Annotated in this window: 15 protein-coding genes; 2 read left to right on the top strand and 13 right to left on the bottom strand. The window is 40.8% G+C overall.

All coding sequences use genetic code 11. The annotated features are described in order from the left end of the window. Positions 1-86 precede the first annotated feature (86 nt). Positions 87-1484, top strand: coding sequence for a hypothetical protein (locus VEIS1202513_RS01395; protein WP_213467641.1), 1398 nt, complete (start codon positions 87-89; stop codon positions 1482-1484). Between the two features lie 127 nt (positions 1485-1611). Here the strand turns inward: VEIS1202513_RS01395 and VEIS1202513_RS01390 are convergent, their stop codons facing one another. The 13 genes from VEIS1202513_RS01390 to VEIS1202513_RS01330 form a co-directional block, all read right to left on the bottom strand. Next, positions 1612-2307: an aspartate/glutamate racemase family protein gene (locus tag VEIS1202513_RS01390; RefSeq protein ID WP_213467640.1), complete on the bottom strand. Its 696-nt coding sequence runs from the start codon at positions 2305-2307 to the stop codon at positions 1612-1614. An 85-nt stretch (positions 2308-2392) separates the two neighbouring features. Beyond that, on the bottom strand, positions 2393-3745 hold the full coding sequence (gene glmM, locus VEIS1202513_RS01385) for a phosphoglucosamine mutase (RefSeq protein WP_213467639.1): 1353 nt from the start codon (positions 3743-3745) through the stop codon (positions 2393-2395). 169 nt (positions 3746-3914) lie between these two features. Continuing rightward, positions 3915-5513 carry an NAD(P)/FAD-dependent oxidoreductase gene (locus VEIS1202513_RS01380; protein ID WP_213467638.1) on the bottom strand — a complete coding sequence of 533 codons (1599 nt, stop codon included), beginning with the start codon at positions 5511-5513 and terminating at the stop codon, positions 3915-3917. A gap of 210 nt (positions 5514-5723) precedes the next feature. Next, positions 5724-6644, bottom strand: a complete 921-nt coding sequence (locus tag VEIS1202513_RS01375; RefSeq protein ID WP_213467637.1) for a CdaR family protein — start codon at positions 6642-6644, stop codon at positions 5724-5726. Next, positions 6641-7453, bottom strand: a complete 813-nt coding sequence (gene cdaA, locus VEIS1202513_RS01370) for a diadenylate cyclase CdaA (RefSeq protein ID WP_213467635.1) — start codon at positions 7451-7453, stop codon at positions 6641-6643. The genes VEIS1202513_RS01375 and cdaA overlap by 4 nt, the downstream gene beginning before the upstream one ends. A 131-nt stretch (positions 7454-7584) precedes the next feature. After that, entirely contained in the window at positions 7585-7899 is a 315-nt protein-coding gene (locus tag VEIS1202513_RS01365) for an XdhC family protein (RefSeq protein WP_024066914.1), read from the bottom strand. After that, positions 7889-8617: an XdhC family protein gene (locus tag VEIS1202513_RS01360; protein ID WP_213467968.1), complete on the bottom strand. Its 729-nt coding sequence runs from the start codon at positions 8615-8617 to the stop codon at positions 7889-7891. The genes VEIS1202513_RS01365 and VEIS1202513_RS01360 overlap by 11 nt, the downstream gene beginning before the upstream one ends. Beyond that, positions 8601-9413, bottom strand: coding sequence for a selenium-dependent molybdenum cofactor biosynthesis protein YqeB (gene yqeB, locus VEIS1202513_RS01355; RefSeq protein ID WP_213467634.1), 813 nt, complete (start codon positions 9411-9413; stop codon positions 8601-8603). Before yqeB ends, VEIS1202513_RS01360 begins: the two co-directional genes overlap by 17 nt. Beyond that, positions 9410-10132 (bottom strand): nucleotidyltransferase family protein, encoded by a 723-nt coding sequence (locus VEIS1202513_RS01350; RefSeq protein ID WP_213467633.1) that lies wholly within the window; start codon positions 10130-10132, stop codon positions 9410-9412. The genes yqeB and VEIS1202513_RS01350 overlap by 4 nt, the downstream gene beginning before the upstream one ends. A 6-nt stretch (positions 10133-10138) precedes the next feature. Beyond that, positions 10139-10897, bottom strand: a complete 759-nt coding sequence (gene yqeC, locus VEIS1202513_RS01345) for a selenium cofactor biosynthesis protein YqeC (protein ID WP_060923868.1) — start codon at positions 10895-10897, stop codon at positions 10139-10141. Between the two features lie 41 nt (positions 10898-10938). Then, on the bottom strand, positions 10939-13233 hold the full coding sequence (locus tag VEIS1202513_RS01340) for a xanthine dehydrogenase family protein molybdopterin-binding subunit (RefSeq protein WP_213467632.1): 2295 nt from the start codon (positions 13231-13233) through the stop codon (positions 10939-10941). Then, positions 13233-13688 (bottom strand): (2Fe-2S)-binding protein, encoded by a 456-nt coding sequence (locus tag VEIS1202513_RS01335; protein WP_024065760.1) that lies wholly within the window; start codon positions 13686-13688, stop codon positions 13233-13235. Before VEIS1202513_RS01335 ends, VEIS1202513_RS01340 begins: the two co-directional genes overlap by 1 nt. Beyond that, positions 13688-14470 carry an FAD binding domain-containing protein gene (locus VEIS1202513_RS01330; protein ID WP_156719848.1) on the bottom strand — a complete coding sequence of 261 codons (783 nt, stop codon included), beginning with the start codon at positions 14468-14470 and terminating at the stop codon, positions 13688-13690. The genes VEIS1202513_RS01335 and VEIS1202513_RS01330 overlap by 1 nt, the downstream gene beginning before the upstream one ends. Positions 14471-14624: 154 nt before the next feature. Between VEIS1202513_RS01330 and VEIS1202513_RS01325 the strand changes: the two genes are divergently transcribed. Continuing rightward, the gene (locus VEIS1202513_RS01325; RefSeq protein ID WP_213467967.1) at positions 14625-15500 is read left to right on the top strand and encodes an epoxyqueuosine reductase; all 876 of its coding nucleotides are present in this window, start codon (positions 14625-14627) and stop codon (positions 15498-15500) included. Positions 15501-15608 lie beyond the last annotated feature (108 nt).

Raw genomic sequence — 15608 nt, 5'->3', positions numbered from 1 at the left:
TTCACAGATAATTACTATACTTCTTACAATCTTAATTTTACACAATTCGATTTTATCGCGCAATAAATATTTGGAGGTTATTATATATGACACATTCACGTAATTATAGAACATTAAGACGTCTCATCCTGCCTGCTTTAGCGGGCGGTGCCCTTGCAGCACTAGCCTTTGCCCCTACATTTGGGGCAGAACCAGTACAAGCTAATGTACCTACCCAAAGCATATCAGTGCCTAAAGGCGATGCACCTAAAGCTGATGTGCCTAAAACCGATGTACCTAAGGCTGATGTGCCTAGACCTGATGATGTAAAGACAGGCGAAATTAATGAACAAACGCCTCATAAGGAAGCTAATCCTAGTACTTTCACAGGTACATCTGTTATTAGTGAAAGCAAAACATTCGAACACCAACGATTTGATAATACTACAAGCGACAAAAATGCTTTCATCAGCAAAAACAAAGCCACTATCACCATCGATAGCAGCGTATTTGATAAAATGGGCAACACCACAAACGATGACAACAGTAATTTCCACGGACAAAACGCAGTAGTGCTCGGCATCGAAGGCAGCCAAACAAGCATTAAGGATAGTAACATCACCTCTAATAGCATTGGATCTAATGCAGTATTTGCCACTGGTGAAGGCTCTGTGATCAACGTAGAAAATACTAACATCCACACAAAAGGCGATTCTTCTCGTGGTCTAGATGCAACCTATAAAGGCACTGTAAACGGTAAAAACCTAACTATCACTACCGAAGGTGCTCACTCCGCAACCCTTGCTACAGACCGTGGTGAAGGCACTATTACTGCAGAAGCAGCTAAGCTTACAACCTCTGGCACAGGCAGTCCTGTTATCTACTCCACTGGCAATATTACAGCTAACAATGTGAACGGCGTGGCCAACAAGAGTGAAATTGGTGTCGTAGAAGGTAAAAACTCTATTACCCTTACAAACTCAAATGTAACTGGCTACAAAGACAATGGATTCATGCTCTACCAAAGCTTCTCCGGTGATGCTGAAAGCGGTATTGCACGCCTCAAAGCTGAAAATAATACGCTCACAACCCACTCCACAGGTGCGTTCATCTATGTAAACAACACCACCGCTGAAGCAGACCTTACAGGCAACACAATCTTAATGCCAAACACTACGACACTGGTGAAAGCTGCGGCAGACTCCCGCTGGGGCAAAGACGGTGAAAACGGTGGACACCTCACACTCCGCGCATCTAATCAAGAACTTAGCGGTAACATCGTAGCTGACTCCATCAGCACTGTCGCACTAGATATGACTAATGGATCTAGCCTCGTAGGCGCTGTAAACACAGATAACACCGCTAAAGAAATTACAATAAAACTCAGCAAAGACTCTACCTGGACACTCACTGGTGATAGCTATGTAAAATCTTTAACTAACGAAGACACAACAAATAATAACATTCACTTGAATGGATATAAACTCGTTGTAGCTGATAAATAATGGCAAAAGCACTACTCTGAATTTTGCAATTCAAAGTAGTGCTTTCTTCTTTTTTATTCAAATCTCATAGCAGTTCAAATACAGATATCCTTTTTGATTTATCACACAAAAATAAGAGTATCAAAAGTTATGCTCCATCAATAGAAATCAACGCCGCATTTTTTGCATGTATCAATGTAGTATCAAATAACGGTATATCCGTATCATCCTGTTTAACAAGTAGTCCGATTTCAGTACAGCCTAAAATAACACCTTGTACACCAGATTTTACCAAATCACCAATAATATCTAAGTATTGTTGTTTAGATTCATTAGAAATAACACCTAAACACAGTTCATTGTATATAATATCATTCACAAGTTCGACTTGATCTTCGTTAGGGATAACAACATGAATCCCCCTATTTTCCAAGATACATTTATAAAAATCTTGTTGCATCGTGTACTTGGTACCAAGTAGACCTACCTTTGTAATACCTGATTTTTCTAACTCTACTGCAGTCATTTCCGCAATATGAAGGAGAGGGATGTGAATATGTCTTTCTATTTCATCCGCAACTTTATGCATTGTATTCGTGCATATAACAATATAATCAGCACCGGCCTTTTCAAGAGATTGAGCCGCATCGGATAAAATTTCAGCGCTTCTATTCCAATCGCCATTTGCCTGGCACTTTTCTATTTCTTCAAAGTCAACGCTATATAGAATACATTTTGCCGAATGTAAACCGCCCAAAGCTTGCTTAATAGTTTCATTCAAAACTTGGTAATACGTAATCGTACTTTCCCAGCTCATTCCCCCAATTAAACCTATTGTTTTCATAATGATACCCTCTAATCTTAAAATAACCCAAAACAAAAAGGTTATTCATTATGATTATTCAATTTAAACTATCACTCATTAAGAGTTAGTCTGCTAACCCTTGTTCTCTACCGATGATATCAGCGATTTCTTGGCATAGTGCTTGTAGTTCTTCTTGGTTAGGACCTTCTGCCATTACGCGAATGAGTGGTTCTGTACCAGATGCACGAACTAGAACGCGGCCTTCATCACCAAGTTCACCTTCTGCTGTTACGATGGCAGCTTTGATAATATCATTGTCTTCCCAACCTGTTTTTGTAGCAACACGAACGTTGATAAGAACTTGAGGATACTTAGTCATAATGCCAGCCAACTCAGAAAGTGGTTGATTTTTTTCTTTCATAAGAGCCGCCACTTGAACAGCTGTTAACATGCCATCACCAGTTGTATTGTGATCTAAGAAGATTACGTGACCAGATTGCTCACCACCAACGGAGAGGTCATGTTCACGCATGTATTCCAAAACATAACGGTCACCAACAGCAGTAGAAACTGTTTTCATTCCTAGTTCTTCTGCTGCTTTATGGAATCCGATATTACTCATAACAGTACCAACTACAGTATCATCTTTGAGTTTGCCTTCTTCTTTCAATTTAAGCGCACACAATAGCATGATTTGGTCACCATCGAGAACTTGACCTTTTTCGTCTACCAATAAGCAACGGTCCGCATCACCATCGTTAGCGATACCAAGGTCTGCATTATGTTGTTGTACAGCCACTTGCAAGCCTTCGATATGTGTAGAACCACAGTGATGATTAATATTCAAGCCATCTGGATTTACATTGATGTTGATTACTTTAGCGCCAAGGCCAGACAAGATTTCAGGGCCTACACTAGAAGCAGCACCGTTTGCACCATCATATACGATAGTCAAACCTTCAAGGGATGTATCCACTGTGTGGCGAACAAAGTGAGCGTAGAAATGAGCTAAATTGCTATTGTACTCAATGGTACCAATGCCATCACCTGTAGGACGTGGTAATTCATTATCTGCACTTTGACGAACATATTGTTCTAATTGATCTTCTACTTCATCTGGCAATTTATAGCCATTGCCATCAAAGAATTTAATACCATTATCTGGATATGGATTGTGAGATGCAGAAATAACAGCACCTGCATCAAAGCCTTGTTGACGTACAAGGTAAGCTACTGCTGGAGTCGGAATAACACCGGCAATTACAACATTGCCACCAACAGAGCAAATACCGGATGCTAACGCACTTTCAAGCATAGAGCCAGAAATACGCGTATCACGACCAATCAAGAATGTAGGATGGTCTTTTTCTTTACCAAAATATGTAGCCGCTGCACGGCCTAAATGATAGGCTAATTCAGGTGTTAAAAATTCATTAACAACACCACGTACACCATCTGTACCAAATAAACGAGCCATAATTATCCTCCTCTAGGGATTGTGAAAATCACAAATCCTCATATATTCACTGTTGTGTATTATATCACAATATATACACCACACATATATATACTATATAGATATAGTATTTTACAGTACCAAAATGAACCTATACTGTAGTTTACTTCACAATACATTCTACTACTAACTAGTTAGGTTTTGCATATTTTGCCATGCATATAATGGCAGTTTCTGCTCCATCAAGGGCTGCACTCATAATACCGCCAGCATAGCCTGCACCTTCCCCCATAGGATAAAATCCACCTACAGTTGGAGAAATACGTTCTTCATTACGCCCCATGCGAAGCGGCGCAGAGGTGCGTGTTTCAACACCAGTCATGCATACCGCAGGATCATCAAATCCATGAATACGTCGTCCCCAATACGGCAATGCCCGTTCCAACACGGACGTTACGAATGGTGGCAAGCAATCATGTAAATCGCAATTTACTACACCTGGTTCATAGCTATATGTGCTATCTTGTACATCTGTTGCTTGTGAAAGCCCCAAAAACTGGCCTACGGTCTGAGCTGGTGCGTAGAAGTTAGAGCCACCTAATTCATAAGCTTTACGCTCCCATTCACGTTGGAATGCTACACCATCGAGTGGATGATTACCAAAGTCATCAGGCCCTACATTAACTACGATAGCACTGTTCGCAACACCGCTATCACGAGCATATAAACTCATGCCATTTACAACAACGCCACCATTTTCGGACGCAGATGCTACAACTTGACCACCTGGGCACATACAGAAGCTATACGCTGTACGGCCTGTTTCTTTATCATGGTACACAAGAGAATATTCCGCTGCACCAAGACCCAAGCTAGATGGTTCTACACCATATTGAGACTCGTCAATGACAGCCTGATCATGTTCAATACGAACACCGATAGCAAATGGTTTTGCCGTCATTTCTACATTACGTTTATGTAACATTTCGTACGTATCGCGTGCACTATGACCTACGCCAGAAAGGACAACCGTCGTATCAATGCGTTCGTTATCGTTAACTTCAACACCTACGATATGGTCATTTTCAATAAACAAATCAGTTACTTTGGCACCGAATCTAACTTCACCACCCCATTCGATAATGCGTTCACGCATAGCTTTCACCATGGTGCGCAACTTATCTGTACCTACGTGAGGTTTATGTTTATATAAGATTTCTTCAGGTGCACCAAATTCAACAAAGTATTTAGAGATCTCGTGCAATCTAGGATGAGTAACGCGAGTTGTCAATTTACCATCTGAGAAGGTACCTGCACCACCCTCGCCAAATTGTACATTGGATTCAGGCTTGAATACGCCCTCCTTCCAAAACGTTTCTACATCTTGGCTACGAGTATCAACGTCTTGACCTCGTTCAAGAACGATTGGACGGTACCCTTCACGAGCTAAATAAAAGGCAGCTAGCATCCCAGCAGGACCAAAGCCCATCACTACAGGGCGATGTGCTAAAGGCACATTACCATAAACAATAGGTTCTGGATCCTCTGGAGTAAATACAGATACATCCTTTTGTTTACCTAGTTTTTTCATGATTTGAGCTTCCTTATGGACCTCAACAAACAAGGTATACACAAATACAATATTCGGTTTTTTACGAGCATCTACAGCACGTCGTACAACATGAATCGTATCAATAGCGCCTCGCAATTGGGGATATTTCTTTTCTACAATATCCTTTATATCCGACTTGACCGTAACAGCCACGCGGAGATTTATTATTCTAATCATATCTTTCCTATTTCGGCTCCCTTTTGGGGCAGTTTATATCATTATTATTTGACCTAAATTTCTAACAACTGACCTACAAGAAAATGGTCATACACTTTTATTATACAACACTACTATAAAAGCTAATATATGAATAATAAAACAAACCCTAATAGAGTTATGAATTTACTCTATTAGGGTCTTTTTTAGCTACGTATAGGGTCTTTTTAGCTACGTAGTTTTCTTTTGTATATCTACCTTAACATGTACTGTAGTAACATTACTATTTACACCACTTGGTAATACTAAGTTGTAATTACCTTGAACGCCCTTCGTTGCACCGGTAAGATCAATTGGTTCTGTTTGAATTTCTGAAACAGAATCAATCATTTCTTCTCGACCAGTCACAGTTAATTGAGTTGGTGTAACGGATATAGACTTAACTTCATACCCATCAGCTACCGTTCCCGCAGTTGGCACTGTAATAGGAACGGCTTTATCTTTACGCAATAAGTTTAGTTCATATTGAGCTTGACCTTGGCTCGGATTAATGTGTACATCTAATACATTACCAGATATATCCCAGGCTTCTAACGTACTAACAGAACTAAAGTTCTTGGTTTGACCAGCGATATTGACCTTCATAACAATCTTATTTACAGCGTTAACAAGCTGTTTACGTCCAGATACAGTTACTTCTTTCGGTACAATAGTTACTGACTTGAGAGCAACATCGTCGGAGAACTTACCAATTGGAACAATTTCAACCGGTATTTTCCGTTCTGCATATTCGTCTACATTAATTGTTATAGTATCAGGCTTAACCTCAACAAGGCTCATTCCCGCTGGAGGGGTAAATCCAATGGTTACATTATTTTGACCTGGTTTTACACCAGATGCATCAATATATGCACGAAGATTATCTGCCTTTATAGACATAATCGTATCGCGAGGGCCCGAAAGGACAATGCGTGCTACATCAGGTACATCTTCTATAATATAATGGGAATCAAGATTTTGGACTTGAACAGGTACTGTATAGGTTACCTCCATCACAGGGTTCTGATCTCGCATGATAAAGAACCACATGACGATAGCCGCTAGCAATGATAACAACTTAGCTGGCCAATTGCGTTTCAAATGTATCATCATTTTTTTGCCCCCCATTTCCACATACCAGTAATGGTTTGACAAGGGCGTTCCATAAATGTACACAATGCTTCCTTAATTTGATCTTCCGGTAAATGGCGATAAATATGACCGCCATAGGTGTAGGAAATTGTCCCCGTTTCCTCACTGACTACAACAACGACAGCATCAGTTTGTTCAGACAAACCGATGGCTGCACGGTGACGTGTACCAAGTTCAGTACTCAATGTACGATCCTCAGTTAGTGGCAACAAACACCCCGCTGCACGAATACGTCCATCGCGGATAATCAGCGCCCCATCATGAAGTGGTGTACTAGGAACGAAAATATTTTTAATTAGTTCACGGCTCAACACAGCATCCATTAAAATGCCGGTATCAACGAAGTCATTGAGGCCCACTTCACGTTCAAAAACGATAAGTGCCCCAGTATGCTCACGAGACATAACGCGAGCCGCCGCCATCACTTCATTGATAGCCATATCCATTTCCTCTTCGTTGACATTCTGTGCCTTACTGAAAATTCGACCACGGCCCAATTGTTCTAAAGCACGACGCAATTCCGGTTGGAATACTACAGGTAATGCGAAGAGAAGAACGGTCATACTTTGTTGCAAAATCCAATTGATAACATATAGATTCAGCAAATGACTCAATAAATTTAGAATTGCTAGCATAACGAGGCCCTTTAAAAGAGAAACGGCCCGTGTATCTTTAAGCAATTTATATAAGTAATAAATACCTACGGCAACGATTAAGATATCAGCAATATCAAGAAGCCTAAAGGTATGTATAAGTGCGTCAATATGCATAAAAATAGCTCCTTATACAAAATAATAAGGTACAACCAACTGCTTGGCTGTACCTTATATTTTAACTCATTTTAGAAACACTGTAAATTTATAAACGAGTATAAGATTTTATTTTTTCTATAGTTATGAACTTAAATGTTTTGTGTTTCAATCCACACATCCATCTGTCCGCCACACACCATACCTTCTTTTACAGCTACATCGTCATCTAAAAGAACTTCGATACGACGATGTGCTTCTTTTTTATTCAAGGAATCAACAGCGCTTAGACGAATCTCATTTTCAGCACGACCACCACCGATAGTACCAAAGATAGATCCATCTGGGAATACTACCATAGATGTACCAGCCTTACGCGGTGTAGAACCACGGGTAAATAAAATAGTAGCTACAGCTAGTGTTTCATTTTTACGAGCACTTAAATATTCAATAAACTCACGATTCATGGCTCACTCTACCTTTCCGCAATGAGCCGCCTTTTTTACCACGCACCACTGCCAAATATTCGCTAACGATAGATAATGCAATCTCCTCAGGGGTTTGTGCACCTAAGTCTAGACCAATTGGTGCATATACCATATCTAATTCTTCTTGTGTCCAACCTTGTTCACGCAATACTTCAAATGCATAATGAATACGCTTTTGACTGCCCATAACACCCATATAGGTTGGCAAATAATCGCGTAATTGTTCTAAGCATACATTATCATACTCATGAGCACGAGTAACAATGATAAACCCATTATATTCATCAAGAGGTAGATCATTTTTAAAGTTTTCTAACGGTAAGCATTTACGAGTTACACGTTCATCAAAGAATTCAGGAACTACATATTCTGGGCGGTCATCTACAACGGTTACACGACACCCGATAAATAATAATAAATCGGTAATAGCACGGCTCACATGACCAGCACCCAATACGAGGACAGATGGATCGTTTTCTACAGGTTGTACGAAACATTCCGCTTCGCCTACCATACATAAAGAATTAAGCTTTGCTTTATCTACCATAAATCCTTCGATTGGTGTACCATACAAAACACTACCATCTTCAGCATAAATTGTCTTATCCCCTTGACGAGGGCCAGACAATACAGTAACCATCAGCGTAGTTTCTGTAAGCTGAAGACGGTCTTTCATCACATCATAGATCGTTTCCATCTTGATTCCTTTCATACTCCCATGCAGTAACAGCTTCTAAAACACCGCCACCAACGGCAAGGGATTTATCTGAAATACTATAACAATGAGATTCTTCACAACGAGCATCTACATCGGCCAATTTAAAATGGTCGGATACGATGAGTCCGCTCTTAAGAATACCTCTAAGAATACCTGTAATTTTTGCCCGCACTGGCTCTTTATCTACATAACCAATGACTTCATTAGCTTGTACAGAATCGCCGATATGGCGCTTAGCTGTAAACAGACCAGCCTTTTGTGAGTGAATAACACGTTCATGAGTATAACCACCTACATTACCGGGAATCCCCGTATTAGGCTGCGCTGGACCATCATAGATACAACGACCTAAGTAATGACCGCGCATGGTTTCAATGACAACATCCACATCATGCCCTGCAGTAAATCCAGGCCCCACACCAATGACGAGATCTGCATCATCACGTTTGGTACCAAGATTCTTTTTACTTAAAATAGCATCTACCACAATAGATGGCTTCAATGTATCAAGTAGCTCTTCATACGAACTAGTCACAACGGGAATAACACCTTGTGCCAACGTATCTGCTACTTCACTAAGGGCTACATGACGTGCTACAAAGCGTTCCAAAATCATTTCTCCGCGATGTACAGCATTGCCATAACATACTTCACGGCGAATCATGGTAGGAATGGCGATTTCGTTAATCACCACAGGATAGCCTGCACGTTTCAATCTATATACAGCGCCAGAAGCGATGTCTCCGCCTCCGCGCATAAGGACTAATGGTTTCATAATGCCTCACTTTCACGTTGTTTCAAACGCTCAAAATCATCGGGTGTGTCAATATCATATCCAACATCGTCACGAATCCACAATTTGATAACATGGTCTTTACCACTACCGCGAATGATAGTTTTGCCACCTTGATCCCCTTGGATATGTTGCAATGATTCAAACCAATGTGAACCAAACAGAACAGGATTTCCCGACTGATAATTCGCCCCATAATGCGGGACGACGATAGTTTTCGAATGAAAGTTATCACTAAATGCACTAATAACCTGATGTACAACATTCCCAGTCAATAATGGTTGATCCCCTACAGAACAAAGAATGCCGTCTAGCGGTATCGGTGAGTTTTCTACCAAATGACGTACTCCTATCGCTATGGACAGGCCTTGTCCACGATTAGGATGTTCATTCTGAACCACTTCAAACCCATAGCTCGTAACTATAGGTTCTAATCTTTCATGATCATCACCAGTAACCGCTACAAAAGGTAGTTTACAGGATTCAGTAAGTTCTACCGAATCATTCCATCCACAATGAAGAGCCCCACAGACCGCATCTAAAACAGTTTTACCACGCCAAGGCAAAAGCTGCTTATTACATCCCATGCGCTTGGATTGTCCTCCTACGAGGAGGACAATGCCAATATGCAAAGGACGACGGTCTATGGGGTCTCTCATGGGACTGAAAGCGGTATTAGATTTTGCTTTCACATAAGACATGAGTACCTACCGACATTGAATAATGCGACGGATTTCACAACTTGCTTTGTATCCATCAGCTAAGATGATATCGGAAATGTCGCTATCTACAATATGATCAATAAAATCATCAATGATACGATGTTGCACCGTTTCATAACCAGTACAGAACAGAATTTTTTTACCTTTACTGTATTGGAATAAACCTTGTTTATGGAGCACAAGATCAGCCAACATGCGTGGCGTTACAATGGCACCCATATCGCGTTTCACAATATCTTGAACGAGCTCGATATTATGTACGTGCTCATCATCAAGCGGCGCTCCTAACATTTGTAAATTCACAAGACCAATCGTAGTCTTTGTGAGAGATGGGATGACTGGCTCAGTCGTCTTAGGCGCCTTAAGCCATTTTTCCTTTGCCCCATCAGCTTCCACTACAATTTGCCAGTTCGGATGCAATTTTGCTAAACCATCGATAAGATCACAATCTAAGGAGTCCACTTTTGTTCCTGTAATGCCAGAGAACCACGCACCACAATATCCACGCAAAATACGATCAGTACAATATTCATCAGCTTCATTAATATTTCGAGTATAAATCGGTTCATAATGAGCCACTTGAGATTCATAGAGTCGAGTCGTAGTCGTAACTACGATGGGCTGACCTTTCAGCCTTCCATATTCTACTAATTTTGAAAGCACAGTCGTTTTACCGCCTGCCCCAACAAGGGCCACGATTCCCGGCTGAATCAATCGATTCCAATAGGATGTTTGTGATGTCATAAAACCAGGCCTCCTTAGAAAGGAAAAGTAAATAGAAATCTCTATACTTTATATTTCTCGTCCATAGCCATAAATACCTTCTCAGGTGTCATAGGTAATGTACGAACGTCCGCACCAACTGCATTTTTAATAGCATGTTGAATAGCTGGACTAGCCGTATTAATAACAACTTCACCAATAGATTTGGCACCAAATCCGCCTGTCGGCTCATAAGACTCTACAAAGTCTACATGTAACTCGCCAATATCTTGACGGGTTGGAATTTTATAAGTCATAAGGTTATTAGTCTCTAAGCGACCATTATTAGAATAGCGTATATCTTCATATAACGCCATACCGATAGCTTGTACTACGCCACCTTCAACTTGAACACGAGCCAATTTAGGATTAATAACAGTACCGCAATCGATGCAGGAATATGTATGAAGCGGAATAACCTTGCCAGTTTGTTTGTCTACTTTTACCTCTGCAATAGTTGCCATGAATGGAGGTGGGGACGTATGACTGCCCCATGTAGCGAAACCAGACAATTGTTCTGCATTAACGCCTACTAATAATTTTGGAGCTAATTGATGGATATCCATAGTTTGAGAACCATCTTTTGTAGTAGCTACAACGCCATCAAAATCGATGTTGTCTACATCTGTATCGAAGAATTGAGCGAACTTAGCAATAATCTTAGTGCGTAATTCTTCAGCAGCCATTTTCGCCGCCGTACCAGTTACGTATGTTGTACTAGATGCATAGGAACCTGGATCAAATGGTACGATGTCTGTATCAGATTCAACAACAGTCATGTATTCCATAGGACAGCCAATGATTTCACAAGCCATTTGAGTCAATACAGTATTAGCACCCATGCCCATATCGGAAGAGCCAGTATACAATGTGTAGTTACCATCATCGCCAAGACGAATTTCTACAGATGCTACGTCAATGTTAGCAACACCAGAACCTTGTAACGCTAATGCCATGCCAAGGCCACCGCGATAACGTTCGTCAATATCCCAAGAATGAGGACGCTCATCCCAACGAGCCATTTCTTTTACGCGGTTTACTGTATCTTGGAATAGACCAGAGTCAAGATATTCATCTGGAGCATATACCAAGCTTTGTTCACCTTGAGCAATCAAGTTCTTTTGACGCAATTCAGCAGGGTCAACGCCCATTTTATCCGCCAAATTATTAACAGCACACTCTAATGGCCATAGCGCTTCTGTAGCACCATAACCACGGAATGCACCGCCTGGTGTATGGTTCATGTATACGCCTTCTGTACCGTAGTGGATAGCTGTCGCTTTATTGTATAAAGGAATGGACTTATGCTCACCAGCTGTAGTAGTAGTGAAACAGTGAGTTGCATGAGCACCTGCATCAGTAATGGAGTCCATATCAATTACTTTGATAATTCCATCTTTTGTAGCACCTACACGGATTTTCCATTCACGAGCATGACGTGTAGTGGAGCAAGTCTGTGCTTCAGTACGATCGTATAAGAGGTAGCAAGGTTTCTTCAATGTCCACGCCACAAAAGCTGTCATAATTTCTGTGCAAGCCGTTTGTTTAGAACCGAATCCACCGCCGATACGAGGTTTGATTACGCGAACCTTTGTAGCCGGAATTCCTAATGCACGCGCAATATGACGGCGTACATGGAATACAATTTGTGTAGAAGATACGATAACTACGCGGCCCAATGCATCAATGTAACCATAACTTTGGAATGGTTCCATTGCTGTTTGGCGTGTAGCCTGGTCAAAGTAAGTGCCATCTACTACATAATCACATTTTGCAAGTTCAGCTTCAATATCGCCTACTCGTTTATGATAAGATACGCAAATATTGCGTTTATAATCTTGACCTACAGGGATATTATTATGAATATCATCTTCAGGATGGACTACTGTTTCATGGTCGATAGCCGTATGCATATCGAGCACAGGTTTTTGTACTTCGTATTCAACCTTGATAAGAGGCATCGCTTTAAGTGCTGTAGCTTCATCTTTTGCAACAACAAGAGCCACTTCATCGCCTACATAGCGAACTACAGGGTCTAAAATAAGCGCATCATAAGCAGATGGCTCTGGATAGGTTTGACCAGCCAAGGTAAAACGAGTATTAGGCACGTCTTCATGTGTAAAGATTGCTTCTACGCCAGGAATCAATTTAGCTTTAGATGTATCGATTGATTTAATGCGCGCCTGTGCATGAGGGCTACGAAGAACCTTAATAACGAGCGCATCTTTTGGAACAAAATCGCCAGTATAAGACGGTTTACCCGTCAAAATACCTTTAGAGTCAACCTTGTCATAAGATTTACCAATGTGCTTATTCATTATTTTAGGCCTCCTTCTAAGAATTTACGAACCCCTCGAAGTTGTGATTCATAGCCAGTACAACGGCACAAGTTACCGATGAGGTATTCACGAATCTCATCATCACTAGCCTTTGGATTTTTACGTTTCAAGTTGATAGCACTCATCATCATGCCAGTTGTACAGAAGCCGCATTGGTCAGCGCCTTCGCTAGCAATACAAGCCGCTAATAATTCAGCCTCTTCTTGCAAGCCTTCTAATGTAGTGATTTTATGACCTGGCGCACGAAATGTAGGATACGCACAAGACAAGATAATTTCGTCATCTACCCATACAGTGCAAAGGCCACAGTTTGTTGTGTCACAGCCACAACGTACGCTATAGTAACCGAGATTACGCAATGTATCCAACAACATTTCATCAGTTGGCACATTAACAGTTACATTTTTATTATTAATATTAAGTACGAGTTCCATTATTGTGCCACCTCCTTAGACAAGCGTTGAATCATTGCTTTTACCATTTCCATGCGATATTCTTTGGACGCATGAGAGTTAGATTGGTAAACTAACTCTTCAGATGCTAATTGACCGGCTTCTTTTGCTGCAGACAATCCTTTTTCTGAAAGCAGAGCACTTGCTTTTTCTGCTAATTGAGGCACGCCAGGTCTTGTACCGATGTACACTTCAACGCCTTTGTCATCACGGCGAAGTGCACCTGTCAACACTGGGAAGTCACCACGAGAGATGCGAAGAGCCTCTACAGCTACAGGCACATCTACTTTAGGGATACGAATTTCCACGAGGATATCACGTTCTCTGTATTTCATATAGTCATGTATGGACATGCGACCGCCTTTAAAAGTAACGATGTCTGCATGTACTGCCATTAATGCAGGAATAATGTCGGAGAAGCCGAAGCGGCTTGCTACAGATCCACCCATAGTAGCAGTGTTGCGGAATTGAATGCCAAGAATTTCTTTAACACCTTTAACAACAGCACCACCACAGAATTGTTGTAATGGCTCAAAACGTTCCACGTCGCCTTGCGTTGCCATAGCACCAATGACAAATTCGTTATCCTCTTCGCGAACATAACGCAAGTCAAGACTAGCCATATCAATCACTGCAGGCCATGTGCGTCGACCTAAACGCAACCAGCAGCCGCCAGCTAGCATTGGGGCAGTTTTGTTTTTTGTGGCTAATTCATAAGCCTCTTCCACCGTCTTCGGTTGTAATACTTTCATAAATGCTAACATAATCTGTCCTCTCAATGGTATACTAATACTAACAGAACTGGATGATAACCACAAAAATACAGATATCACCGAACTACAAACTTAGCAGGAATCTATAGAATTCCTCACGTTTCTTATACTTTTATTTTACCAATTATTCGCCACTAAATCTATGATGAAAGATATAAATTTACAGGAATTTTGCAAAGAATTACATATTTATGAATTTGGGATTGCCCCTTGGCCTCTACCTGAAAATGCAAAAACCATTTTGTACGAAACTAATCCCTGTCCATTTACAGCTGCAGATGTGGAGGAACGACTACTAGGAACAACTGAGTTCACACCTAAAAGTGCTATTGTCTGTCTCTTTCCATACTACGTAGAACATAATGGTCCATCCAATCTGTCCCGCTATACATGGGGCACAGATTATCACCTGGTCATTAATGAATATTTAGAAAAACTTATTGAAAAATTACAAAAAATAAATACTTCAGCTCAGTTTTCTATACATTGTGACAACTCTCCCTTGGCAGACCGTTACATGGCATACTTAGCGGGCCTTGGCTTTTATGGCAAAAACAATTGTTTTATCAGTCCTAAATGGGGATCCTACGTAGTAATAGGAACGATATTAACCACCTTAGAATTTGAGCCGAACACACCGCTTAAACAATCTTGCATGGGTTGTAATCGTTGTATTACCGCTTGTCTAGGTCAATGCTTAGGGCACGAAGAATTCAAATATGATACTTGTAAAAGCTACTTAACCCAGAAAAAAGGAGAACTCACCGACCAAGAACAACATATTATCGCTAAAACCCCATTAGTATTTGGCTGCGATGTATGCCAAGAGGTTTGCCCTCATAATCAAGGTATTCCCACAACACCAATTCCCGAGTTCCAACAAATCGAACCACACATCGATATTAATGAACTAGAAATGCTTGCAAACAAAGAGTTCAAAGCTAAATATGGGCACCGGGCATTCTCATGGCGTGGGAAGAAAATATTAATGAGAAACCAAAATATTATTGAAGAAAAATAGATATTATAATTTGTATTTGAGATGTAAAATGGCTGTGACGTCTATTAAGATGTTATGGCTATTTTTATAGAATAAAAAGAGACGACCGCTGGTCGTCTCTTTTTTAAT

The sequence above is a fragment of the Veillonella orientalis genome, from assembly GCF_018406505.1.
Taxonomy (GTDB): domain Bacteria; phylum Bacillota; class Negativicutes; order Veillonellales; family Veillonellaceae; genus Veillonella; species Veillonella nakazawae.
Note: the sequence above shows the minus strand (reverse complement) of the source record. Positions and strands in the feature narration are given on the sequence as shown.

What these genes read in the sequence shown, in the direction of transcription:
- VEIS1202513_RS01395 (WP_213467641.1), top strand. Translation starts at nt 87, where the DNA reads ATGACACATTCACGTAATTATAGAACATTAAGACGTCTCATCCTGCCT.
- VEIS1202513_RS01390 (WP_213467640.1), bottom strand. Translation starts at nt 2,307, where the DNA reads ATGAAAACAATAGGTTTAATTGGGGGAATGAGCTGGGAAAGTACGATT.
- glmM (WP_213467639.1), bottom strand. Translation starts at nt 3,745, where the DNA reads ATGGCTCGTTTATTTGGTACAGATGGTGTACGTGGTGTTGTTAATGAA.
- VEIS1202513_RS01380 (WP_213467638.1), bottom strand. Translation starts at nt 5,513, where the DNA reads ATGATTAGAATAATAAATCTCCGCGTGGCTGTTACGGTCAAGTCGGAT.
- VEIS1202513_RS01375 (WP_213467637.1), bottom strand. Translation starts at nt 6,644, where the DNA reads ATGATGATACATTTGAAACGCAATTGGCCAGCTAAGTTGTTATCATTG.
- cdaA (WP_213467635.1), bottom strand. Translation starts at nt 7,453, where the DNA reads ATGCATATTGACGCACTTATACATACCTTTAGGCTTCTTGATATTGCT.
- VEIS1202513_RS01365 (WP_024066914.1), bottom strand. Translation starts at nt 7,899, where the DNA reads ATGAATCGTGAGTTTATTGAATATTTAAGTGCTCGTAAAAATGAAACA.
- VEIS1202513_RS01360 (WP_213467968.1), bottom strand. Translation starts at nt 8,617, where the DNA reads ATGGAAACGATCTATGATGTGATGAAAGACCGTCTTCAGCTTACAGAA.
- yqeB (WP_213467634.1), bottom strand. Translation starts at nt 9,413, where the DNA reads ATGAAACCATTAGTCCTTATGCGCGGAGGCGGAGACATCGCTTCTGGC.
- VEIS1202513_RS01350 (WP_213467633.1), bottom strand. Translation starts at nt 10,132, where the DNA reads ATGTCTTATGTGAAAGCAAAATCTAATACCGCTTTCAGTCCCATGAGA.
- yqeC (WP_060923868.1), bottom strand. Translation starts at nt 10,897, where the DNA reads ATGACATCACAAACATCCTATTGGAATCGATTGATTCAGCCGGGAATC.
- VEIS1202513_RS01340 (WP_213467632.1), bottom strand. Translation starts at nt 13,233, where the DNA reads ATGAATAAGCACATTGGTAAATCTTATGACAAGGTTGACTCTAAAGGT.
- VEIS1202513_RS01335 (WP_024065760.1), bottom strand. Translation starts at nt 13,688, where the DNA reads ATGGAACTCGTACTTAATATTAATAATAAAAATGTAACTGTTAATGTG.
- VEIS1202513_RS01330 (WP_156719848.1), bottom strand. Translation starts at nt 14,470, where the DNA reads ATGTTAGCATTTATGAAAGTATTACAACCGAAGACGGTGGAAGAGGCT.
- VEIS1202513_RS01325 (WP_213467967.1), top strand. Translation starts at nt 14,625, where the DNA reads ATGAAAGATATAAATTTACAGGAATTTTGCAAAGAATTACATATTTAT.